Raw genomic sequence first — 21,450 nt, 5'->3', positions numbered from 1 at the left:
GAGTCGGACCCTAGCGCGACTCTCTACCAAATGGTAGACAACGTCGACAGTGGCCGACAGCACCCAAGATCGCATCCTGGCCGCCGCTCTGGCCGGCTTCGCCCGCCGGGGCGTGGAGGCCACCTCCCTGGACGACGTGGCCGACACGGTGGGGGTCCGCAAGCAGACCGTCCTCTACTGGTTCCGGTCCAAGGACGCCCTGGTGGCCGGGGTGGTGGAGGCGGCGGTGGCCGAGCTGGGCGATGCCCTCGACGCGGCCGTGGCCCGCCGCCGCCCGGGCCGGGACACCACCGCGGCCGTGGTCGACGAGGTGCTGCGCCTGGGCGCCCGTCGCCCCGACCTGCTGGTCCTGCTGCGGGAGGTGACCCGCCTGGGGCCCGAGGCCACCGCGGTGCTGGGCTCGGCCATCGCCCCCCGCCTGGACGGGGCGGCCACCGCCCTGGCCGGCCCGGCCGCCGACGGCTCGGCCGTGGAGCGGACCCGCCGCCACCTGGTCGAGGTGGGGGCCCGGGTGGTGGCCACCGCGGTGGAGGCCGAGCTGCTGGACCGCATGGGCGTCCCTCCCGACCGGGCCTGGCTCCGCCGTCGCCGAGCCGACCTCCTGGCCGTCCTGGCCCGCTCGGCTCCCAGCCCGGCCTAGACCGGCGCCCGAGCGATCAGCGCGGCCAGGGCCATCCCGATCGAGATGGCCCCGAGCACGGCCCCGACGGTCCACTGGATGTGCTTGGTCATCCCGTCGTTGATGGCGGTCTGCATGTCGGCGACCTTCTGGGCGATGACGGCCACGCTGGTGTGCATCTCGCCCCGCAGCTCGGCCAGGGCCTCGCTCTGGCGGGCCTGGCTCTGGTGCACCTCGGTTCGGACCTGGCCCAGCGCCTCGGCCTGGCGGGCCTGGCCGGAGCGCATCTCGGTGCGGATGTCCGCGAGACCGGTGGACACGTCGGCGCGGACGCCGGCCACGTCCTCACGGGCCTTGGCGAAGCCGTTGGCCATCTCGGTGCGGACCTCGGCGAAGCCGGTGGCCATCTCGGAGCGGAGGGATAGGTCGAGGGCTTGGAGGTCGGCCTGGCTGGCCGGCACCTCCTCCTCGGTGCGGGGCAGCTGGTCGAGCAAGGCGTCGGCCTCCTCCTCCCCGACGATGGGGGACAGGCTGGTGAACAGGGAGCGTCGGTGGTGGGGGGACAGCGGCGACACGGTGCAGAGCCTTTCGCAGGGGAGGCGGGCGGGGTCGTGTCGGCGACGGTACCGACGCTCCCGTGTCACGGGAAGTGTCACGTGTTGAGCGGGTGAAGCCAAGCGGCCCGCCTCGGCGGTGCCGGCCGCCCGGTCCCGGGCCCAGGTCCGGGGCGGCCCCGGGGGCGGGTCCTAGTGTCGGCGCCGTGCCCGCTTCGGACGCGTCCGCCACCGACCCCGCCTCCGGCAGCGACGCGGCCAACGGGACTCCCGACGCCGGGCCCGCCCCGGCCGCCGCAGACAGCGTGGCCCCCGACGGCGACGACCCGGCCGCCACCGCCCGCCCGCCCCGCCCCCTCCGGGCCGCCACCGTGGCCGTGGTGGTGGGCTTCGCCGCCTCCCGCGTCGCCTACGCCCTGGCCGGGGTGCGCTTCCGGTGGGAGCACGCCGTGGCCTACCACCAGTTCATCGACGGCCAGGCCCTGCGCCACGACCTCGGTCGCAGCCTGTGGTACGACCACACCCAGCCCCCCGGGCTCAACCTGCTGTGGGGCCTGGCCCTGAGGCTCAGCCCCGACCACCCCGACCGGGTGCTGGGGCCGGTGTTCCTGGCCTGCGGGCTGGCCACCGCGGTGGTGCTCCTGCGCCTGCTGGCCCGCCTCGGGTGCCGGCCCCGGGTGGCGGCGGCGCTGGCCCTGGCCTGGGTGGCCAGCCCCACCGCGGTCCTGGTCGAGACGTACTTCCTCTACACGCCGTTCGAGGTGCTGGGCCTGGCCGGCATCGCCCTCCTGGTGGCCCGATGGGCCGACCGGGGCCGAGCGGTCGACCTGGCCGGGGCGCTGGCCGTGGCCGCCACCCTGGCCCTCACCCGCTCCACCTTCCACCTGGTGTGGATCGTGGGGCTGGTGGCCCTGGCCGCGGTGGCTCGGCGCCACCGGTGGCGCACCGTGGCCCTGGTCGGCCTGGTGCCCGTGCTCCTGGTGGGCGGCTGGTACACCAAGAACCTGGTCCTGTTCGACCAGTGGGGGGCCAGCAGCTGGGTGGGCGTGAGCCTGTCCCGCATCACCGTGGAGCAGCTCCCCCCGGCGGAGCGGGCCCGCCTGGTGGCCGACGGCACCCTCTCGCCCTACGCCGCCCACCCGTCGTTCCAGAGCTTCGAGGACATGGGCATCGCCCCGCCGGGACGGGCCGGGCCGGGGCGGGGCGTGCCGGTCCTGGACGAGCGGGAGCGGGCCGAGGGGGGCTTCGCCAACCTCCACCACCGTGACTACCTGACGGTCAACGAGGCGGCCCTGGACGACGCCACCTGGGTCGTCCGCCACCGGCCCGGCACCTACGCGGCCGGTGTGGGCCGCTCGACCTCGACCACGTTCACGGCCAGCTCGGGGTGGTTCGGCTACCGGTCCAACGGCGCCGAGGTGGCCGGGGCGGTGGCCGTGGAGCGGGCCGTGCTGGGGGCGTGGGAGGAGCCGCCCCCGGTGTACGGCGACCGGCGGGGGGCCCGGGTCGGGCAGGTGGAGTGGGTGGTGGTGGCCGCCTACCTCCTGGTGCTGGCCGGGGTGGCCGCGGTGCTGGTGCGGCGACGGTGGTGGCGGGCCCGCGACGGGGCCCACGCGGCGGTGGCCTTCCTGTGGGGGACCACGGTGTACCTGACCGGGCTGACCCTGCTCATCGAGTACGGCGAGACCAACCGCTTCCGCACCGTGACCGACATGTCGGTGCTGGTGATGGGGGCGTGGCTGGTGGTCCAGGCCCGGGCCCGGTGGCGGGTCCGGCCCGACCGGGCGGCGGCGGTGGCCGAGGTGCCCTGAGGGGCGGCCGGTAGTGTGCGGTCCTCGTGGAGAGGACGCCGGGAGCAGCGCAACGCCAGGGTGGCCGCCTCCCCTACGTCGGCTCCCTGGACGGGCTCCGGGCCGCCTGCCTGCTGGCCGTGCTGGCCTACCACGGGGGCTTCACCTGGGCCGGCGGCGGCTTCCTCGGGGTCTCCACCTTCTTCACCCTCTCCGGCTTCCTCATCACCGCCCTGATCCTGGTCGAGGTGCGGGGCAGCGGCCGGGTGGACCTCCGCCGCTTCTGGTCGGCCCGGGCCCGTCGCCTGGTCCCGGCGGCCCTGGTCACGCTGGTCCTGGTGCTGGCCTTCGCCCGCTTCGGGGCCACCTCCACCCACCTGGTCGGGCTGCGGAGCGACCTGTGGGCCACGGCCGGCCTGGCCATCAACTGGCGGCTGGCCGCGGTGGGGGCCACCTACGGCAACGCCGCCGACGCCACCCCGGTGCAGCACCTGTGGTCCCTGGCCGTCGAGGAGCAGTTCTACCTGGTGCTGCCCCTGGCCTGCCTGGGGGCCATCGCCCTGGGGCGGCGCCTGGGCCAGCCCCTGCGGGTGGTGCTGGGCGTCGGGGCCGCGGCGCTGGCCGTGGCCTCCACCGTGGCCCTGGCCCTCAGCGTCGGCGACGACGTGTCCTTCGCCTACTACGCCACCCACACCCGGGCCGCCGAGCTGCTGGCGGGCGTGGTGCTGGCCTGCGTGGTGCACCACCTGGTGGGGTGGCGGCACCGGCGCCGGGTCGTTCCCGTCGTCGGGCTGGTGGGGGCGGCCGGCCTGGTCGGCGCCTGGGCCCTCGCCGACCAGGCCAGCCGCCTGCTCTACACCGGCGGGCTGGCCCTCTACTCCCTGGCCTCGGTGGCGGTCATCGTGGCCTGCCTCTACCCGGGCCCGGTGCGGGCCGTGCTGGAGGTGCGGCCGCTGCGCTGGCTGGGCCGGGCCTCCTACGGCGCCTACCTCTACCACTGGCCCATCTTCAGCTGGTTGCGGGAGGAGAACACGGAGCTGGGCCCCGTGCCGCTGTTCGCCCTGCGGGTGGCCCTGACCCTGGCCCTGGCCGGGGCCTCGCTGGCCTGGGTGGAGATGCCCATCCGGCGCCGGCGGGTGCTGCCCCGGGTGCCCCGGCCGGCCATGGCCGCGGTGGCCGTGGCCGTGCTGGCCCTGTCCTTCGTGGTGCCGCTGCGCACCGTCGACACCGGGCCCTCCGGGGTCGAGGTGGTGAGCGGCCAGCGGGTGGCGCCTCCCGACGGGGCGCCCACGCCGGTGTCGTCGGTGGCGACCACCGAGCCCGACACGCCCCGGGTCGAGCGCCTGCTCCTGGTGGGCGACTCGGTGCCCCAGCAGCTGGCCCCGTACGTGGCCGAGGCCCTGCCCGGCGTCGACGTCCGCTACATCGGCGACGGCGGCACCGGGCCCCTCACCGACCAGGGCGCGGTGGTGGGCCAGGTCCAGGCCGCGGTGGCGGACATCGACCCCGACGTGGTCCTCTTCCACTACGCCGGCACCTACCTGCGCCTCGAGCCCGACGAGGAGCCCTACGTCCTGCCCGACGGCACCGAGGTGGGCGACGGGTCCGAGGAGATGTTCGCCCAGTGGGACGTCGTGTCCCGCGAGCTGGTCCGCGTGGCCGGCTCCCGGGGCGCCACCGTGCTGTGGGGCCTGATCCCGCAGATCGGGCCCGGGACCACCTTCGGGTTCATGGCCGACCGGGTCGAGCGGTTCAACGCGCTGTACCGGTCGCTGGGGGTGGCCACCCTGGACTGGTTCACCCTCACCACCGGGCCCGGCGGCGGGTACGCCGAGGAGCTGCCCAGCGCCGACGGCCGGGTCACGGAGCGGGCCCGCGACGGTGACGGCCTGCACTTCACCGCCTTCGGCTACCGCCTCCTGGCCGCCACCGTGGCCGAGGAGGTGGCGCGGTGGCGGGGTCGCCGGTCGGCCGAGGGGCCGGTCACCGAGGTCGAGCCCACCGTCCCGGGCGGCGGCGCCCCCGGGATCACGGAGCCGCCCCCGCCGGCCCCCGGCTGATCCGCCTCCGAGCGCCGGCGGCTCCCGGGTCGGATCAGCCGGCGCCGTCGCCGCGCCGGGGCGGCCGGTCCTCCAGCACGTCGAGGGCGCTGACGGTGCGGTCGCCCTCCTCGACCACCCGCTCGGGCACGTCGTCCAGCTCGGTGCGCAGGGCCCGGCTCATCACCCCGTGCATGTCGTACATGCAGGTGATGTAGGTGAGCTCCAGGACCTCCTCGTCGGAGAGGTGGCGGCGCAGCACCGCGACCACGCCGTCGGCCACCCGGCCCCCGTCGTAGACCAGGGCGTCGGTGTAGGCCAGCACCGCCCGCTCGACCTCGTCGAAGCAGTCGGCCACCGCCCAGTGGGCGATGGCCTCGATCTTCTCCTCGGGCACGCCCACCGCCCGGCACGACTTGCAGTGCTGCGAGAACACGAACAGGGAGCCCCGGGCCCAGCCCACCCGGGTCTGGCCCAGCTCGCGGAGGACGGGGTCGAGCCTCCGGGTGGGGGACTGGTAGAGGGCGAAGCCGTCGACGCAGTGCTGCAGGACGTCGGGGGCGGCGGCGAAGGTGGTCCACCAGTCGCCGGGGGTGCCGGTGTTGGTCCCGGGCTCGGCCACCGGGTCCCGGCCCGGGCCGAAGATCAGGTCGTACATGGCCCGGACGATGGGCGGGTTGTCGTCGGCGCGCGGCACCTGGCCGAGGCGGGGCATATGTCCTCCGGACGGTCGGGGTGGGCTCAGCGCGGCGCGGGGGCGACCACCGTCGCCGCGGCGGGGGTGGCGGTGGCCGGGCGGTGGGTCACGTCTCCGGGCCCGAAGGGCCGGGTGGTGGCGGCCAGCTCCAGCAGGATGCCGTCGGGGTCGGTGAAGTAGACGGAGCGCACGAACACGCCGTCGTGGAGGTCCCGGGACACGCCCCACTCGCTGTCGTCGTGGTTGAAGGTGTCGCTGCACTCGACGCCGGCGGCCAGGAGGCGCTGGCGGTAGGCGTCGATGCGCTCGGGTGGCACCTTGAAGGCCACGTGGTTCATGGACCCCACCGCGCTGGTGATCTCGCCGGTGTCGGGCCGGGCCGCGGGACCGGTGACGCCGGGGACGGGGTCGGGGGCATCCGCGAACCAGAAGAAGGCCAGCAGGTCGCCGCCGCCGCAATCGAAGAAGAAGTGCTGGCCCAGGCCCATGGGCAGCTCGACCGTCTTGACCAGCGGCATCCCCAGGACGCCCTGGTAGAAGTCGACGGTGCGGGCCATGTCCCGGCACACCAGGGCCAGGTGGTTGACCCCCCCGAGCTCCATGCGGCCCTCGGCTGCACCCCCGTCGCCCTCGCCCATGGGACCCTCCTCCGTCGCCGTGTCGGCCACGGCACGTCGACCCTACGTCCTGCTCGCCGCCGAGGGGCGACGACCCCCGGCGGCCCGGGCCCGGGCCGGGGCCGCCTCAGGCGGGCTGCGGGCGGCCGAAGCCGGCCCGGTGGGCGTGGCGCTCGAGCCCGAGGTGCACCATCTCGGCGATCAGGTCGGGGTAGGCCAGGCCCGAGGCCGCCCACAGGGACGGGAACATCGAGTACGGCGTGAAGCCGGGGATGGTGTTGATCTCGTTGAGGAGCAGGCCCCGGCCGCCCTCCTCCCAGAACAGGTCGACCCGGGCGTAGCCGTCGCAGCGCAGGGCCCGGTAGGCCCGGAGGGCCAGGTCCTGAGCCTGCCGGGTCACCTCGGGGGGCAGGTCGGCGGGGACGATCAGGTCGGCGGCGCCGTCGACGTACTTGTCCTCGTAGTCGTAGAACTCGTGGGTGGGCACGATCTCGCCCGGCACCGAGACCCGGGGCTCGGCGTTGCCCAGCACCCCCAGCTCGACCTCCCGGCCGGTGATGGCCTCCTCGACCACGACCCACTCGTCGTAGCGCAGGGCGTCGGCCACGGCCCCGGCCAGCGCGTCGGGATCGGCGGCCCGGGACACGCCGACCGACGAGCCCAGGTTGGCCGGCTTCACGAAGGCCGGCAGCCCGAGCTCCTCCACCACCTGCCGGAGGAAGGCCGGCCCGGCATCGACGTCGCGGCAGGCCAGGTGCCGGGCCTGGGGGAGGCCGGCCGCCGCGGCCGCGGCCTTGGCCGCCACCTTGTCCATGCACAGCGCCGAGCCCAGGACCCCGGAGCCGACGTAGGGCACGCCGGCCAGCTCCAGCATCCCCTGCACGGTGCCGTCCTCGCCCAGGGGCCCGTGGACGAGGGGCAGCACGACGACCTGCTGGCCCGGCTCGGTGGGCCGCACGGCGGGCAGGGGCTCCAGCTCGGTGCCGGCCACGGCTACGGTGGACCCGATCTCGCTCCCGCGCCCGCTGTCGAGCAGGGCCTTGGCCTCCTCGGCCAGCACCCACCGACCCCCCGGGTCGATCCCCACGGGGACGACGTCGAAGCGCTCGGGGTCGACGGCGGCCAGCACGTGGGCCGCCGACACGCACGACACGTCGCGCTCGGCCGACACCCCCCCGAACAGGACGACGAGGCGGGTCCGGGGCTGGTCGGGCATGGCCGCCGAGGCTACCGCCGGGCCGACCGGCGCCTGTCCGATCGGCGTGGCCCGACCCGGGTCAGGGAGCGAGGAGGGCGGCTGCGGCCCGCTCCAGGGCGGCCACCCGGCTGCCCTTGACCAGCACGGCGTCGCCGTCGCCCACCGGGCCCAGGAGGGCCAGGGCCGCCTCCAGGTCGGGGGCGGCATCGGCGGGGTCGACCCCGTAGCCGGGGGCGGCGACGCTGATGACCCGGATGCCCCGGGCGGCGGCGTGGGCCGCCACCTCGGCGTGGAGCCGCTCCGCGGCCGGCCCCAGCTCGGCCATGCGGCCCAGCAGGGCGACGCGGCGGCCGACGCCGGGCAGGGCGGCCAGGGCGTCGAGGGCGGCCCGGGTGGAGGTGGGGTTGGCGTTGTAGGCGTCGTTCACCACCACCGCCCCCGACGTGGCCCGCCGCACGTCCATGCGCAGCCCCGACACGGCCGCGGTGGACAGGGCCTCGCCCACGTCGTCCAGGTCGACCCCGAGGGCCAGCCCGCAGGCCGCGGCCCCCACCGCGTTGGCGGCCTGGTGGGCGCCGTGCACGGCCAGGCGGACCTCCACCTCGCCCCACGGGGTCTGGAGGCGGAGCCGGGGCCGGAGGGCCTCGTCCAGGACCACGTCGACCCCCCGCACCTCGGCCGGGGTGCCGCGGCCCAGGCCGTAGGTGAGCACCCGGGCCCGGGTCCGGCCGGCCATGGCCGCCACCCGCCGGTCATCGGCGTTGAGCACGGCCACCCCGTCGGCCGGCAGGGCCTCGACCAGCTCCCCCTTGGCCCGGGCCACGTCGTCGACCGAACCGAACGTCTCCAGGTGGGCGTCGGCCACCGCGGTGACCACCGCGGCGGTGGGCCGGGCCACGTCGCACAGCAGGCCGACGTGCCCCGGTCCCCGGGCCCCCATCTCGATCACCGCGGCCTCGGTCCCCTCCGGAGCGCCGGCCAGGGTGAGGGGCACGCCGATCTCGTTGTTGAACGAACGGGCGCTGGCCGCCACCGCCCAGCGGGCCCGCAGCACGGCGGCCAGCAGGTCCTTGGTCGAGGTCTTGCCCACCGAGCCGGTGATGCCCACCACCCGGTCGGGCAGCCGACCCCGGGCCAGGCGGCCCACGGCCAGCAGGGCGGCGGCGGTGTCGTCGACCCGGACGGTGGGCAGGCCAGGCTCGGTCCCGTCCCGCGAGACCAGGGCGGCCCCCGCCCCCGCCGCCGCCGCCGCCGGCAGGAAGTCGTGTCCGTCGCGCTCGGCCACCAGGGCCACGAAGCCCGCCCCCGGGGGCAGGGCGCGGCTGTCGACCGAGAGCCCATCGACCTCCACCGCCCCGTCGCCGTCCACCGTGCCCCCGGCGGCGGAGGCGATCTCGTCGAGGCGCAGGCGCATCCGGCGGAACCTACCCCGCCCCCGCGGCCCCCTCGTCGGGCCCGGGCCGGAACGGCACCAGCAGGCCCAGGGCCACGGCCACCACCGACCCCACCAGGACCATGAGGGTGATCGAGGTGCGCTCGGCGAACCAGCCTCCGACCAGGCCGCCGAAGGGGACGGTGCCCCCGAAGCCCATGATCCACAGGGCCATGACCTTGCCCCGGACCCGGTCGTCCAGGTCCTCCTGCAGCACCGTGGACAGCGAGGTGATCACCGCGAAGTACACGGCCCCCACCGCGAAGAGGGCCGGGTAGGCCAGGGGGGCGGCCCGCAGCAGGGCGAAGACGGCCAGCAGGCCGGCGAACACGCCCAGGCCGATCCGGGTCAGGCGGGCCTTGTCGGCCCCGGCGAACAGCGTGCCCACCGACAGGGCCCCGGCCACCGCCCCCAGGCCGAAGGCGGCGTAGAGCAGCCCGTAGGCCTCGCTCTTGGCCGCGATGCCCAGGTTCTCGTCGGCCAGGGTGGGCAGCTGGGTGATGAAGGGCAGGGACAGGAACGAGAACACGAAGATGGTCCCCACGGCCTGGCCCACCGCTCGGTGGCGGCGGGCATACGCCAGGCCCTCCAGCAGGCGGTGCAGGCCCTGGGTGCCCGACGACGGCGGGTCGGGGAGGGGGACCCGCAGGAGGGTGGCGATCACCGCCGCGTAGCTGGCCGCGTTGAGCAGGAACACCCACGAGGCCCCGAACCGGGCGAACAGCACGCTGCCGATGGCCGGGCCGATGACCCGGGAGGCGTTCATCTGCACCGAGTTGAGGGAGATGGCCCCGGCCAGGTCCCGGCGGGGCACCAGGAGGGGCACCACGGCGCTGAAGGCCGGGGCGTAGAGGGCGTTGCCGGACCCGATGGCCAGCACCACCAGCACCAGCACCACCCGGTTGGGGGAGTGGCCCAGCACCACCCCGGCCAGCAACACCGAGAACAGCGCCTGCTGGAGCGACAGGCCGACCAGCAGCTTCTTGCGGTCGTAGGTGTCGGCCATGGCCCCGCCCACCAGCGACAGCAGGAGGAGGGGCCCGAGCTGGGCCGCGGTGACCACCCCCACGAACACGCCCGACCCGGTCAGGTCGTAGGCCAGGGCCCCCAGCACCACGTTCTGCATCCAGGAGCCCACGTTGGAGGCGAGGGCCCCCAGGTAGACGGTGCGGAAGGTGCGGTGGGAGAAGGCGGCCCGGGCCGTCCCCGGGGTGAAGGTGCGGTCCCCCTCCAGCAGGGCGTCCTCCACGTCCTCCAGCGCCTCCTCGGGCCGGCCGGGGGCCGTGGGGAGGGCGTCGGGGTCGGGCATCGGAGGGCAGGATACGGCTCGCCCCACCGGCCTGACCAACGGGTCAAGTGGGCTCCCGGCGGGCCGTCGCCCGGGCCCCCGACGGCCGCCCGCGCCGCCGGGGGACCCGCCGTAGGGTGGGCCGTCGCCGCCTGCCGTCGAGGAGCGCCCGTGGACTTCCGAGAGCACACCGTCGAGGACCTGGCGGCCCGGGTGCGGCGGCGGGAGGTCAGCGCCCGGGAGCTGGCCGGGGCCGCGGTCGAGCGGATCGAGGCCCTGGACGGCACCTACCACGCCTTCCTGGCCGTGGACGGCGAGCGGGCCCTGGCCGACGCCGCCCTGGTCGACGAGGCCCTGGCCTCGGGGGCCGATGTCGGCCCGCTGGCCGGCATCCCCATCGGGGTCAAGGACCTGGAGGACGCGGCGGGGTTTCGCACCACCCACGGCTCGGCCCTCTCGGCCGACGACGCCCCGGCCGCGGTGGACTCGCTGTTCGTGTCCCGACTCAAGGCCGCCGGCTGCGTGGTGGTGGGCAAGACCAACACCCCGGAACTGGGCTGCAAGGGCGACACCAGCAACCGCCTGGGCCCGCCCACGGTCAACCCCTGGAACCCGGAGCGCTCGGCCGGCGGCTCGTCGGGGGGCAGCGCGGTGGCGGTGGCGGCGGGCATGGTCCCCCTGGCCACCGGCAGCGACGGGGGTGGCTCCATCCGCATCCCGGCCGCCATCTGCGGGCTCACCGGGTTCAAGCCGTCGCTGGGCCGGGTGCCCGTCGGTGGGGCCACGCCGCCGAACTGGGCCGACCTGTCGGCCAAGGGGCCGATGACGGCCCGGGCCCGGGACGCGGCCCTGGTGCTGGACGCGGTGGTGGGGCCCGACCCCAGCGACCTGCGCAGCCTGCCCCGGCCCCGGGAGCCGTGGCGGCCCCAGCTCGACGACCCCCACCCCCCGCTGCGGGTGGCCTGGTCGCCGACCCTGGGCTACGCCCCGGTCGACCCGGCGGTGGCCGCCGTGTGCCGGGCCGCGGTGGAGCGGCTGGCCACCACCGGCTGCGACGTGGTGGAGGAGCCGTCGGTGTTCCCCGTCGACCCGGTCGACGCCTGGCTGGCCCTGACCTCGGCCTCGCACCTGCGCACGGTGGGCGACCTGCAGGGCACGGCCGAGTGGGAGCTGCTCGACCCGTCGATCCAGTTCGCGGTGGAGACGGCCCAGGGCCTGGGGGCCGGGGCGGTGGTCGCGGCCCAGGACGCCTGCCACCAGCTCAACCACACCCTGGCCACCCTGCTCCACGACGTGTCGTTCCTGCTGACCCCGGTGGTTGCGGCCCGGGTGCCGGCGCCGTGGCACATGGGCACCATCGACGGCCAGCCCGACCCCAACTGGATCCGCTTCACGTACCCCTTCAACCTGACCCGCTCGCCGGCCGGGACGGTGTGCGTGGGCCACACCGACGACGGGGTGCCGGTGGGCCTCCAGGTGGTGGGGGCCCAGCACGCCGATGCCGCCGTCCTCCGGGTGTTGGCCTACCTGGAGGAGGCCGTCGGCGTCACCGGCCGGGCCCCCGTGGGCTGAGGAGCGATGACGGGCGTCCGGCGGGGGTAGCCTCGGTCCCGTGACGGCGCCGCCGCATGCTCCCTGGGCGTTGCGGGGCGAGGCCATGGTCTGCCTCACCCGTACGCGCCCGCAGATCGCCCTCCCGGACGAGATCCGGGCCGCGCCCGGCCCCACGGCGGTGGCCGCGGTGCGCTACACCGACTCGCCGGTGGGGCCGTTCCTCACGCTCATGGTGATGGTCCCGGCACGCCTGGGGGCCACCATGGGGTGGTGCGCGGTGCTGGCCGTGGTCGACCGGCCCGACGCTCAGGTGGGCCTGCGGATGAACTGGGGGGTGCCGGCGTCGGTGGGGGAGCTGCGCTGGTTCGCCCGTGACGGGGTGCGGCAGCTCCTGTGGGAGGACCGGGACCTGTCGGTGAAGGCCCGGGGCCGGATCTTCGGCGTGCCCATGGTCATGCCCCACCGCCTGGTGCAGGTGCGGGCCGACGGTCCGGTGGTGGTGCCCGACCGCCTGTGGGGCCTGTTCCGCCCGGCGCTGGTCACGGTGGAGATGGCGCCCCGGGACGGCCTCGACGGCCTGGCCGGCCGGCACCTGGGCGCCACTGTCGACGGGGTGCACCGCACCATCGCCCCGGCCCGCACCCCGGTCGGCCTCCTGGCCCCCCTGCGGGCGCCGGCCACGGCCGAGCCCCTGCTGCGGGGCCCCGACCGCCCGGCCTGATCCCGGTGTCGCTCTTCGACGAGGTCACCGCCGTGGTCCCGGCGGCCGCGGATCCCGAGCAGGCCGAGCAGGTCTGGAACGTCGAGCTGCGCGACGAGATGTCGATCGTCAACGGCCACCCCAACGGGGGCTACCTGCTGGCCGTGCTGGGCCGGGCCGCGGTGGCGGCGGTGGGCCAGGACGACCGCCATGTGGTGGCGGCCACCTCGTCGTACGTGACGCCGCCCACGGTGGGCCCGGCCACCGTGGTCACCGAGCTGCTGCGCTCGGGCCGGACGGCTTCGCAGGTCCGGGCCCGCCTGGTGCAGGAGGGCACACCCCGGGTCGAGTCCCTGCTGACGGTGGCCGGGCTGGACGCCGAGCCGCCGGCCTGGGGTGAGGTGCCGACGGTGGAGCTGCCCACCGAGGAGGTGTGCCGGGCCTCGACCCGGTCGCGCCCGCCGGCCGTCCCCGGCGCCCTGGAGCCGCCGCTGGCCAAGGTGGTCACCATGTCGTTCGACCCGGCCACCTTCGGCTTCGCCTCGGGCCGGCCCGGTGGCGCCGGCGAGCTGCGGGCCTGGCTGCGCTTCGTGGACGATCGCCCGGTCGACCCGCTGGCCCTCCTGTTCGCGGTGGACGCCCTGCCGCCGGCCACCTTCGAGGTGGCCATGACCGGCTGGGTGCCGACGCTGAGCCTCACCGCCTACGTGCGGGCCCTGCCCCGGCCCGGGCCGCTGCGCCTCCGCTTCCGGGTCGGGGTGATCGCCGGGGGCAAGGTCGACGAGACGTGCGAGGTGTGGGACAGCGCCGGCCGCCTGGTGGCCCAGTCGACCCAGCTGGCCGCCATCCGCCTCCCCTGATCGGGCTTGGGGGCTCCCGCCCCGGCCGCGCTAGGTTCTCCGCCTCCGGGGCGTATAGCTCAGTCGGCTAGAGCGCTGCCTTCACACGGCAGAGGCCACAGGTTCGAGTCCTGTTACGCCCACCAAAACCGTCACGTTCGAACCCCGGCGCAAAGCGTCGGGGTTCTTCTGTTCCCAGGGCAGCGGGCCTATGGGCCGCTGCCAGGTCGGCACCTTGAAGGCACTGGCCATCAGGCTCTCGAAGGCTGCATCGGTCTGTTGCTGGATGCCCGGGTGAGTCTGGATGGGCTGGAGCAGATCGGCCAGGCGGCCCTCAGCCAGAGCTTCGCGCTCGGCCTGGAGCCGCTGCTCCAGATCGTCGGCCAATAGCACCTCGTAGACCTCGTTGAGATTGACTCCTCCAATCCCTTCGGGAGTCAGGTACAGACCAGTGAAGACAGCGCCGAGCAGGTCCCGACGGGCCGTGTTGCTGGCTCGGTCGTAGGTTTCGACCGGATCGTCCAGTCGGGCCAGGGCATCATCGAGGCTGGCAGAGAGTTGGTCGAAGCGGATGGTGCAGGCGGCCAGGATCTCCTCGGCCCGGGCCCGCTCACGAGCGATCCGATCCTGTTGCTCCTTGAGCTGTTTCAGGGGGATGGCATCAGCAAAAGCCATCTCGACCAGTTTGTCTGCGCGCTGGTCGAGTTCGCTCAGGCGGGTCTGTTGCCGGCCGACCTCCTCGTGGTGCAGCTCTCGGGTGAGGGCGATGTGCTCGACCACGGCCGAGCGCACCTCGTTGATGCTGGTTGCCTCGACTGGCAGGTCATTCCAGAACTCCTGGACCCATTCCTCAACCGCTGAGACCGGGAGCCATGGCAGTTCGCAGCTGTGGTGCCGCTGTCTGGTCAGACAGTAGAAGTAGGGGTACACCTGGCCTCGGCTTCCCCGAGAGTTGGATAGGCCGATCCCCCCGCCGCACAAGCCGCACCGCAGCAGGCCCTTGAGCCAGTGGGTCCGTCTGGTCGGACGTTCCTGGCTAGCACGACGGTCAGTGAGCACCTTCTGGACGGTCTGCCAGGTGGCTAGGTCGATCAGGGCGTCGTGTCGGCCCTTGTACTGCACCCCATCGAAGGTGACGATGCCGATGTAGTAAGGGTTACGCAACATCTCGTGGACGCTGGCCAGGGTGAGCGCCCGGGGGGTCGTCTTGGGCCCGCCCTTGGTGCGAAGCCCTCGGCGATCCAGTTCCTCAGCCAACGTGCGACAGGTGTACTCGCCGCCGGCGAAGGCCTCGAAGGCCCACCGGATCTGCGGCGCCCGCTCGGGATCGATTGCCACGGTACGAACTTCCCGCCCGTCAATGACTTCCCGCACGTTCAGGTAGCCGGTTGGTGCCTTGCTCGTAGTGCCACCGGTCTTGGCCTTCTGGCGCATGCCCTTGCGAGCTTCGGTGGCGAGGTTGGATGAGTAGAACTCGGCGATCGTCGCCATGATGCCGTGCAGCAGCTTGCCGCTCGGCGTCTCATCGACGTTCTCCGAGACGGACACCAGCCGGGTACCGGCCTGCTGCATGGCCAGGGCAATCGCGACATCATCGGCGCGTGAGCGGGCCAGGCGGTCGAGCTTGTGCACGATGACGAGGTCCACCGCCTCGGCGGCCAGGCTGTTGAGCATCCTCTGTAGCTCAGGTCGGTCAGCAGTCTTGGCAGATTCGCCCCGGTCAACGAACTCGCCAACCACCGCCGCTCCCAGGGCCTCGGCCTTGCGCTGGCAGGCTTCCCGCTGGGCGGGAATGGAGAAGCCTTCGGTGCCGTAGTCGGTTTCAGCCTGCTCCTTGGTGGAGACACGGAGGTAGATGACGGCACGCTTCATAGCAGTGAGACCCTCAGAGACAGATTCATCCCCACCATTGTTGCGTACTTTCTGGCTGGCGTCACCAGGCGGGATCTCGAATATCTGTTGACTTCTGGCCTGATCAATAACACTGATTTCCCTGCTTTCCATCTTGCACCTCCTCTCATATTTGTCATTGGCTATGATCGCGCCAGGGCTGGAGTATTGGAATATGGAATGTAGATTCCACAACGCGTCCTAACTCCTTATATCCCCCAGAACACATACACACCTCCCTCTCCTTCCACAGCAGCGATCTCCCCACCGCACTGCATGTCCCGCACCCACCCAGCAGCATCCAGACTGACGTAGGGCCACAGCCCTTCCGGGACCCCGGGCAGCTCATCGAGCTTCACGCCCATCTCATCCAGCATCGACTCGCCGTAGCCCTCCAGGCTGTCGAACTGACCGTGGTAGTGATCCTCGAAGTCCTCGACGCTGCTGCCCTGCTCGGTGCCCACCAAGCTCACCCAGGCAGCGAAAGCCGGACCGTGGGCGGCCGACCCCTCGGCCAGCCGGCCAATAATCTCCAAGCTCTCGTACTCGCTGAGCTGGATGCCGCCCCACCCCTCGTGGTCATGGATGGCCCACTCCTCAGCCACGTCACCGTGGCGCCGAGTCGTGGGTGAAGTCGCCAGCATCCCGTCGATCTCGCTCTGCATGGCTTCGACATCCTCGGAGGCGTCCAGCCAGGTGCCATGGAGCACGCCGGCGTTGTAGTCACTCAGGCTGGCGACGTAGATGCGAGGTGAGGCTGCGGGTGCGGTTTCGCCGGTTGGGGCGGCGGCCGCTTCGGGGACCGGCTCGGTCACCTTGACCCTCCGGTAGCCACCGTCCTCTGAATGCGCTCCTCAGCGAGACGGGCGAAGTCCGGGTTCAGCTCGATGCCGAGCCAGCGGCGGTGCAGCTTCTGGGCAACCACGCCGACCGTGCCAGCTCCCATGAACGGGTCAAGCACCAAACCGGGTTGCCAGCTGCGGCTCGGGCAAGGGCAGGACTTTCGTAGCTCTCCTCGCACGGCGAGCGAGCCGAGCCGCCTGCTGGCGTTGGCTCGTCGCCAGGCTCTGCCGCACCTACGGCACACCCGTTCGGGACAGGTGGCCAGCAGGGGGCGTTCGACGAGGCCCTCTGGAAAGGTGGCGAAGTGGGCGCTGCGGTAGCCAGCGGTGGCCAGTGACCAGACGTCGCCGGGGTTCTTGCCCAACGGGTGGCTGGTCAGGCCCTGGGCCCGCATCTTCGCCAGACCCGAGTTACTGCCGGCGCCAGGGCCGGCCCAATCCGGCTTCTTGGCCTCACTCTGGAACTGACCGCCGGTGCCCTGGCTTGGCCGTGCCCGGGAGCGCGCCGGTTCCCGAATGGCATCGAGGTCGAAGAAGTAGCGGTGAGACCTGGTGAGTAGGTAGAGGGGTTCCCACCTGGAAGACAGGCGGTCACCGACGCTGGAGGGCATGGCACTGGTCTTCGCCCACACCACCTTGTTGCGGACTCGCCAGCCATCGGCCAGGAGACCCACCAGCAGCCGCTCGGGACCGAGCAGCAGGCTCTTGGCCGGTGCGCCATGGCGAGGCGTCCGAGAGTAGGTATCGCCGAGATTGAGCCAGAGCGTCCCTTCCGGCTTCAGTACCCGTCCCACCTCGGTTAGGACGGCGCGTAGCTCGGCTATCCAGTGCTCGACTGATGCCCCAGCCCCCAGCTGGCCCGCGACGCCGTAGTTGCGCAGCAGGAAGTAGGGCGGTGAGGTCACCACCGTGTCGATGGAGTCTGTCGGCAAGCGCCGCAGCTCGGCGAGTGCATCGCCTACCAGGATCCGCCTGTCCGGCAGGATGGGACGATGGTTAGTGCCCGGAACCCGATGGCTCCGGTGCGTGGGGCAACGCCCAGAGCGCTGCCGCTGTGTTTGGTTGTTCTTCATGAGTCACCTCCTTCCGGTGGGTTGCTGTTAGTGAGGGTGTGGATGGCCGCCTGGTCGGTGGTGGCGACCATCAGGGCCTGGGCGGCCGGCGGTAGGCCGGCAACGGCGCGCTCGATGGCTTCGGCCCGCCGCGAATCCGGGGTCACCCAAGCCACCCTGGGGAAGACACCGAACCGGCCTTGTTCTGCCCCGGTCCGCCAGTAGGCCAGGTACTGCTCGGCCTTGGTGCGGATGCTGATAGTGCCCTCGGTGCCGCGGTCGATTTCCACGAACCAGAACAGTTCGAAGTCGGCCGTCAGGATCCGGGCGAACAGATCTGGCTTGAGCCACTGCTGGTCGCCGCCCAGGCCCGTGAAGCGTCGCCAGGCCGAGGGTTCGTGCTCCAGGTCGAAGCCTTCAAGCTGACCGGTCGGGATGGCCGCGGTCAGACGCAGGTGAAGATCGGCGGCGGCCAGCGTGTGGTCGACGTAGGCCAGGCCGGGCTCTCGCCAACCCGCCTCGGATCTGAGGCCGAGCAACCGGCGGCCGGCATAGCTGAGTCGGTAGACGTAGCCGCTGGATCCGGCCCGTACCCCACCGATGCGCCGCTCCAGACGGGCCAGCACACCAAGATTCGTCAGCCGAGCCAGTGCCAATCTGGTCCGTCGGGCCTGGGTCAGGGGTGAGCCGTCGGTGAAGATGAGGCCCTCGACGTGGCGAGCGCACACCAGTCGAAGCTCATAGGCCAGCTCGAGCACGCGGCGATCACGCTCACTGAGCGTCAGAGCCAACTCACTCAGCGCCTGGGCCGAAAGCCGCCCGCTCACCAGGCATCCCCAATTTCTCTGTGCGCCGTGACAGCGCACAGACAGTCAGCGCGGCTGGAGGGGAGGAATGGGGGGATGACCAGGGGGGATGGAGATGAGGAGGATGACACGATCGGTAGGGCGATCGGCAGGGAGGGCGGCAGCATCATTTTTCGGACCTCGGGCGCCGTTTGGCGCCGACGGGGGCCCTCTCAGCACCGGTTGGCTCGTCGAGCAAGGCTCGTAGGGCTGCTTCCGTCTCCTGCCTCGGGACGCCGTAACGCTCGGCGCTGTCTCGGCGCAGCTGAAGTGGATCGGCGGAAGCAGGTGGCGGTAGCCGGGTGCGGCCCGACATCCAGCCGGTGGCCGTGCCGCCTGCTCGGAGCGAGGCGTAGACCTCGTAGTTACCCAGGCTGGTCAGGTCTTCGGCGTCCAAGTCCGGGCTGGCTTTGGTGAGCACAGCGGCGTCACCGGCCAACAGCTGGAAGGACACTCGGGAGCCGGCGTTGGCCAGCACGGTGTCTCGGACCTCCGTACCGAGTTGACCAAGGTGCTGGTGGGCGAGCGTCAGGCCAACACCGAGGCCCCGAGCCTGAACCAGCATGTCGGTGAAGCTGACCGGCAGACGCAGGTACTCCTGGAACTCGTCGGCGTAGACCAGCACCGGGCGCCGCCGCTCAGCGGCTACCTGAACCTGGGTCTGCGCTGCCTGCCAGAGACGGGCCCAGACCAGCGCACCGAACAGAGCCGAGCCCTCAGGCCCGAGCAGTCCCTTAGCCAGGTTGACGACGACAATGCGGGGTTGGTGAAAGACCTCGGCCAGATCGAAGCGGGGTTGGAGTTGACCGACCACGGCCCGGAAGGCCGAGCGATTGAGGATCTGCCGCAGCTTGTTGCTGACCGGCCCGATAGCCGCCAGCCGTTCGGCCTCGGATTGTCGCTCGAACTGCGCCCAGAAGCCCCCGACGCCCAGCGGGTCATCGAGCCCTCGGATGACCCTCGCCCGATATCCCAGGTTGGTCAGCAGCAGCGGGATGAGAGCCAGTGAGGCATCGTCTCGCCCGGCCAGGGTCAGCAGGCAGGCGTGCAGGATGTCTTGGGTGCGTGGTCCCCAGGCGCTGGCGAACAGCTCGTGCAGGGTGCCCAGCAGCCCGTCCGCTACCAGTTCGGGATCGCCCCCACTGGCCAGCGGGTTGAGACCGACCGGCGCATGGTCGCTCGGGTCGAGCACCACCACATCGCCTCGTCTCTCGTCAGGCACTCGGGCCAGCACGTCCGTGACCAGATCTCCCTTGGGGTCGAACACCACCAGGCTGTGGCCGGCTGTCATGTCGGCGTAGATGAGCCCAAGTAGCAGCGTCGACTTGCCCGCTCCCGTCGGCCCGATGACATGCAGATGCCGTAGGGCGTCCTGCACGCTGAGCACCAGGGCCCGGTCGGCATTGCCCCGCTGGCCAACTCCCACGAGGCGTTGGTTGGCTCGCTCCTTGTAGTGGGGCATCGCCGGGTGGGCCGGCAGCAGGCGGCTGCTCTGGCGCCGGACCGGCAAGCGGCGCAGATCCCCAATTGGCCAGCCGGCCAAGGCCGGGACCTCCGTCAGCGACAGCGCTGCCGGCCGACCGGTCAGTACGCCGGCCGTACCGAGGCTGCTGGGGCGGATGCGACGGACGACTAGCTGGAGCCCGGGACTCTCCAGCGCTCGCAGGGCACTCAGCACCCCGGTCAGGAGAGAACGCTGTCGTTTGGTCGAGCCAGCTACCACGGCCAGACGACCCACCGTGCGCCAACCGGCCTCGGCTCGCTTGAGCGCCAAGGCCCGACGGACTTCGGGATCTGCCCGGCCAGGCGCCCAGAGGGGTGCCACCAGCAGAGCTCGACCCCAGCTATCTGGACCGACACCATCGAGTCGGTTCGGCACAGCCACCCCGACCAACGAGGCCAGCAGGGCCCACTCCAGAATGAGCCGCTCATCTCGCTGAGTACCGGCCAGAGCAGCAACGAGGCTGGCGGCCCCGGACTCAGTGGTGTCACTACGGATAGCCCGCCGCCGAGTGGAGAAGCGCAAGCCGAGCACCACGGCCTGTTGTCCGACCTCCTGTGGTTCTGCCGGTTCGGTTCGCACCCCGCTCAGATGCTGGACCAACAGCTGATCCGGCCGCTTGGTGCGACCACCGATGAGGTGCCGAACTTCACCGTGAGCGCCTTCGGCTCGCAGCACCAGCGGCACCTCTCGGCTACCGGCGATCTGACGGAGCCCCGCGTGCAGATCGACTTCGTCGACCTCTCGTGGCCAGGTCAGTTGGGACCAGATTAGGGGTGCGCTCAGCAGCGCGGTCACACCGCGTCCCCGCGGGTCCGCGGTTCGCCGCGCTTGGCGCGATCAGCGCGGTCGCCGCGCTCACCTGGCTCCACCTCGCTCTTGATCTCGGCCTTGGCCTCAGCCAGCTCGATCACGACCCGAGCCAGCTTGCGAGCGTCCGGCTGCTCGCGGCGCTTGCCGACCACCCGGATCTTCATGTCTTTGTACGTTCTACTCATATCCAGCCCCTTTCAATGAGTTAAATTTTTGTTACCTGTGCCGCCCCTGAGGGCTGCCCCATGCACGAAATGCATGCGAACTATTGTCTTATTAAGGCTCCGATCTGCGAATACATCGTTGTGGCAATAACAACAGCGGAGAACAGAGGTGGGATTAGATGAAGACGAGCAAGGCCTGCCCTACCGATCGCTCACCACTCCTGTCGGGCGCGCCACAACCGACCGAGCGCGAGGACCGCTCCAACGGCGATCACCAGAGGTAGGAGGGGCCGGAGGAGCACCCAGATCCAGTTCGCCAGCAGGGCCAGACAGAGCAGGCTCAGCGTCCAAGCCCAGGCTCGGCTCAGCAGTGAACCGGCGGGCGGACCGTTCACGGCTCCGGCTGCCTTGCTGCCTCAAGCATGTCGCCGAAGGCCTGCGTGGCGGACTGGTGGATGCGCCAGGAGGCCGCCTGAGTCTCCCGCTGGATGCGGGCTTCCTCATTGGCTTCATTCACCACCGGCAGCAGCAGCCGGACACCGAGCAGCACCGCCAAGGCGAAGACGAGCGCCGTCGCCAGGATGGTCACGACGATGAACATGCCCGCCCCCCTTCCAGACGCTTGGGAGAGCTGGCCACCACGTCGGCAATGGACAGGGCCGTCATGTCGGCGATGCCTTGGAGCCGGCTGACCGCCAGAGGGCAGAGCTGCCCGAGCTGGCCCTCCAGCTGCGACACCAAGGTGACCGTCTGCATGGCCTGGTTGCCGATGTAGCCCAGCGCTTGGGTCTTGGCCGCCTGCAGCTGGGCCTGGTGCTCAAGCTGCGCCTGGGCCAGGTCCCTGCGGACATCCAGGCGGTCAAGCTGGCGGCCTAGCGCCCGACGGCTGCGGCCCTCCAGCGGGTTGGGTATCCCGCCCGAGGCGGGGATGAGGCTCGACATCGTGCTCCTTCAAGCTCACCGGCAGGCTGTCTGCCGGCGCTTGAGGGCATCGGATCAAGGGGCTTGGTCGGAGG

Annotated in this window: 20 protein-coding genes and 1 tRNA gene; 8 read left to right on the top strand and 13 right to left on the bottom strand. The window is 72.4% G+C overall.

What is annotated here, in order from left to right:
- Window positions 1-49 precede the first annotated feature (49 nt).
- Window positions 50-640: a helix-turn-helix domain-containing protein gene (locus tag VEW93_07090; protein HYI61554.1), complete on the top strand. Its 591-nt coding sequence runs from the start codon at window positions 50-52 to the stop codon at window positions 638-640.
- Here the strand turns inward: VEW93_07090 and VEW93_07085 are convergent.
- Window positions 637-1,194 carry a hypothetical protein gene (locus VEW93_07085; protein HYI61553.1) on the bottom strand — a complete coding sequence of 186 codons (558 nt, stop codon included), beginning with the start codon at window positions 1,192-1,194 and terminating at the stop codon, window positions 637-639. The two genes, VEW93_07090 and VEW93_07085, sit on opposite strands and share 4 nt — an antisense overlap.
- A gap of 185 nt (window positions 1,195-1,379) precedes the next feature.
- Here VEW93_07085 and VEW93_07080 point away from each other — a divergent pair, with 185 nt between their 5' ends.
- On the top strand, window positions 1,380-2,984 hold the full coding sequence (locus tag VEW93_07080; GenBank protein ID HYI61552.1) for a hypothetical protein: 1,605 nt from the start codon (window positions 1,380-1,382) through the stop codon (window positions 2,982-2,984).
- Between the two features lie 26 nt (window positions 2,985-3,010).
- Window positions 3,011-5,023: an acyltransferase family protein gene (locus tag VEW93_07075; protein ID HYI61551.1), complete on the top strand. Its 2,013-nt coding sequence runs from the start codon at window positions 3,011-3,013 to the stop codon at window positions 5,021-5,023.
- Between the two features lie 34 nt (window positions 5,024-5,057).
- On the opposite strand, the gene VEW93_07070 is transcribed toward VEW93_07075, so the two are convergent.
- The 5 genes from VEW93_07070 to VEW93_07050 all read right to left on the bottom strand — a co-directional run bounded on the left by VEW93_07070 (window position 5,058) and on the right by VEW93_07050 (window position 10,255).
- On the bottom strand, window positions 5,058-5,699 hold the full coding sequence (locus tag VEW93_07070; protein ID HYI61550.1) for a carboxymuconolactone decarboxylase family protein: 642 nt from the start codon (window positions 5,697-5,699) through the stop codon (window positions 5,058-5,060).
- 44 nt (window positions 5,700-5,743) lie between these two features.
- Window positions 5,744-6,367, bottom strand: a complete 624-nt coding sequence (locus VEW93_07065) for a VOC family protein (protein ID HYI61549.1) — start codon at window positions 6,365-6,367, stop codon at window positions 5,744-5,746.
- 76 nt (window positions 6,368-6,443) lie between these two features.
- Window positions 6,444-7,532, bottom strand: a complete 1,089-nt coding sequence (locus tag VEW93_07060) for a D-alanine--D-alanine ligase family protein (GenBank protein HYI61548.1) — start codon at window positions 7,530-7,532, stop codon at window positions 6,444-6,446.
- Window positions 7,533-7,593: 61 nt separating this feature from the next.
- Window positions 7,594-8,928: a UDP-N-acetylmuramoyl-tripeptide--D-alanyl-D-alanine ligase gene (gene murF, locus VEW93_07055; protein HYI61547.1), complete on the bottom strand. Its 1,335-nt coding sequence runs from the start codon at window positions 8,926-8,928 to the stop codon at window positions 7,594-7,596.
- A 10-nt stretch (window positions 8,929-8,938) separates the two neighbouring features.
- Window positions 8,939-10,255 (bottom strand): MFS transporter, encoded by a 1,317-nt coding sequence (locus VEW93_07050; protein HYI61546.1) that lies wholly within the window; start codon window positions 10,253-10,255, stop codon window positions 8,939-8,941.
- A 150-nt stretch (window positions 10,256-10,405) separates the two neighbouring features.
- On the opposite strand from VEW93_07050, the gene VEW93_07045 reads away from it, so the two are divergent.
- The 5 genes from VEW93_07045 (at window position 10,406) to VEW93_07025 (ending at window position 14,188) form a co-directional block, all read left to right on the top strand.
- Window positions 10,406-11,806, top strand: coding sequence for an amidase family protein (locus VEW93_07045; protein HYI61545.1), 1,401 nt, complete (start codon window positions 10,406-10,408; stop codon window positions 11,804-11,806).
- 40 nt (window positions 11,807-11,846) lie between these two features.
- Entirely contained in the window at window positions 11,847-12,509 is a 663-nt protein-coding gene (locus VEW93_07040) for a hypothetical protein (protein ID HYI61544.1), read from the top strand.
- Window positions 12,510-12,514: 5 nt separating this feature from the next.
- Complete coding sequence (locus VEW93_07035; GenBank protein ID HYI61543.1) at window positions 12,515-13,348, top strand: thioesterase family protein; 834 nt, start codon at window positions 12,515-12,517, stop codon at window positions 13,346-13,348.
- Window positions 13,349-13,396: 48 nt separating this feature from the next.
- Window positions 13,397-13,473: transfer RNA gene (locus tag VEW93_07030), tRNA-Val, on the top strand.
- A gap of 412 nt (window positions 13,474-13,885) precedes the next feature.
- The gene (locus VEW93_07025) at window positions 13,886-14,188 is read left to right on the top strand and encodes a hypothetical protein (protein HYI61542.1); all 303 of its coding nucleotides are present in this window, start codon (window positions 13,886-13,888) and stop codon (window positions 14,186-14,188) included.
- 1,238 nt (window positions 14,189-15,426) lie between these two features.
- Here VEW93_07025 and VEW93_07020 read toward each other — a convergent pair.
- The 7 genes from VEW93_07020 to VEW93_06990 all read right to left on the bottom strand — a co-directional run bounded on the left by VEW93_07020 (window position 15,427) and on the right by VEW93_06990 (window position 21,376).
- A complete protein-coding gene (locus VEW93_07020) occupies window positions 15,427-16,032 on the bottom strand; it encodes an antirestriction protein ArdA (protein ID HYI61541.1) in 606 nt (201 codons plus the stop codon).
- Window positions 16,029-17,132: a site-specific DNA-methyltransferase gene (locus tag VEW93_07015; GenBank protein ID HYI61540.1), complete on the bottom strand. Its 1,104-nt coding sequence runs from the start codon at window positions 17,130-17,132 to the stop codon at window positions 16,029-16,031. Before VEW93_07015 ends, VEW93_07020 begins: the two co-directional genes overlap by 4 nt.
- Window positions 17,129-17,938 carry a replication-relaxation family protein gene (locus VEW93_07010; protein HYI61539.1) on the bottom strand — a complete coding sequence of 270 codons (810 nt, stop codon included), beginning with the start codon at window positions 17,936-17,938 and terminating at the stop codon, window positions 17,129-17,131. The genes VEW93_07015 and VEW93_07010 overlap by 4 nt, the downstream gene beginning before the upstream one ends.
- 145 nt (window positions 17,939-18,083) lie before the next feature.
- Complete coding sequence (locus VEW93_07005) at window positions 18,084-20,255, bottom strand: type IV secretory system conjugative DNA transfer family protein (GenBank protein ID HYI61538.1); 2,172 nt, start codon at window positions 20,253-20,255, stop codon at window positions 18,084-18,086.
- Window positions 20,252-20,434, bottom strand: a complete 183-nt coding sequence (locus VEW93_07000) for a hypothetical protein (protein HYI61537.1) — start codon at window positions 20,432-20,434, stop codon at window positions 20,252-20,254. Before VEW93_07000 ends, VEW93_07005 begins: the two co-directional genes overlap by 4 nt.
- 391 nt (window positions 20,435-20,825) lie before the next feature.
- Window positions 20,826-21,035 carry a hypothetical protein gene (locus VEW93_06995; GenBank protein HYI61536.1) on the bottom strand — a complete coding sequence of 70 codons (210 nt, stop codon included), beginning with the start codon at window positions 21,033-21,035 and terminating at the stop codon, window positions 20,826-20,828.
- The gene (locus tag VEW93_06990) at window positions 21,020-21,376 is read right to left on the bottom strand and encodes a hypothetical protein (protein ID HYI61535.1); all 357 of its coding nucleotides are present in this window, start codon (window positions 21,374-21,376) and stop codon (window positions 21,020-21,022) included. The genes VEW93_06995 and VEW93_06990 overlap by 16 nt, the downstream gene beginning before the upstream one ends.
- Window positions 21,377-21,450: the final 74 nt, after the last annotated feature.

It is taken from the genome of Acidimicrobiales bacterium (assembly GCA_035630295.1).
GTDB lineage: Bacteria > Actinomycetota > Acidimicrobiia > Acidimicrobiales > Iamiaceae > Iamia.
Note: the sequence above shows the minus strand (reverse complement) of the source record. Positions and strands in the feature narration are given on the sequence as shown.

Excerpts from the sequence above, each read along its gene's own strand:
- VEW93_07050 (HYI61546.1), bottom strand. The coding sequence starts at position 10,255 with ATGCCCGACCCCGACGCCCTCCCCACGGCCCCCGGCCGGCCCGAGGAG.
- VEW93_07015 (HYI61540.1), bottom strand. The coding sequence starts at position 17,132 with ATGAAGAACAACCAAACACAGCGGCAGCGCTCTGGGCGTTGCCCCACG.
- VEW93_07060 (HYI61548.1), bottom strand. The coding sequence starts at position 7,532 with ATGCCCGACCAGCCCCGGACCCGCCTCGTCGTCCTGTTCGGGGGGGTG.
- VEW93_06990 (HYI61535.1), bottom strand. The coding sequence starts at position 21,376 with ATGTCGAGCCTCATCCCCGCCTCGGGCGGGATACCCAACCCGCTGGAG.
- murF (HYI61547.1), bottom strand. The coding sequence starts at position 8,928 with ATGCGCCTGCGCCTCGACGAGATCGCCTCCGCCGCCGGGGGCACGGTG.
- VEW93_06995 (HYI61536.1), bottom strand. The coding sequence starts at position 21,035 with ATGTTCATCGTCGTGACCATCCTGGCGACGGCGCTCGTCTTCGCCTTG.
- VEW93_07000 (HYI61537.1), bottom strand. The coding sequence starts at position 20,434 with ATGAAGATCCGGGTGGTCGGCAAGCGCCGCGAGCAGCCGGACGCTCGC.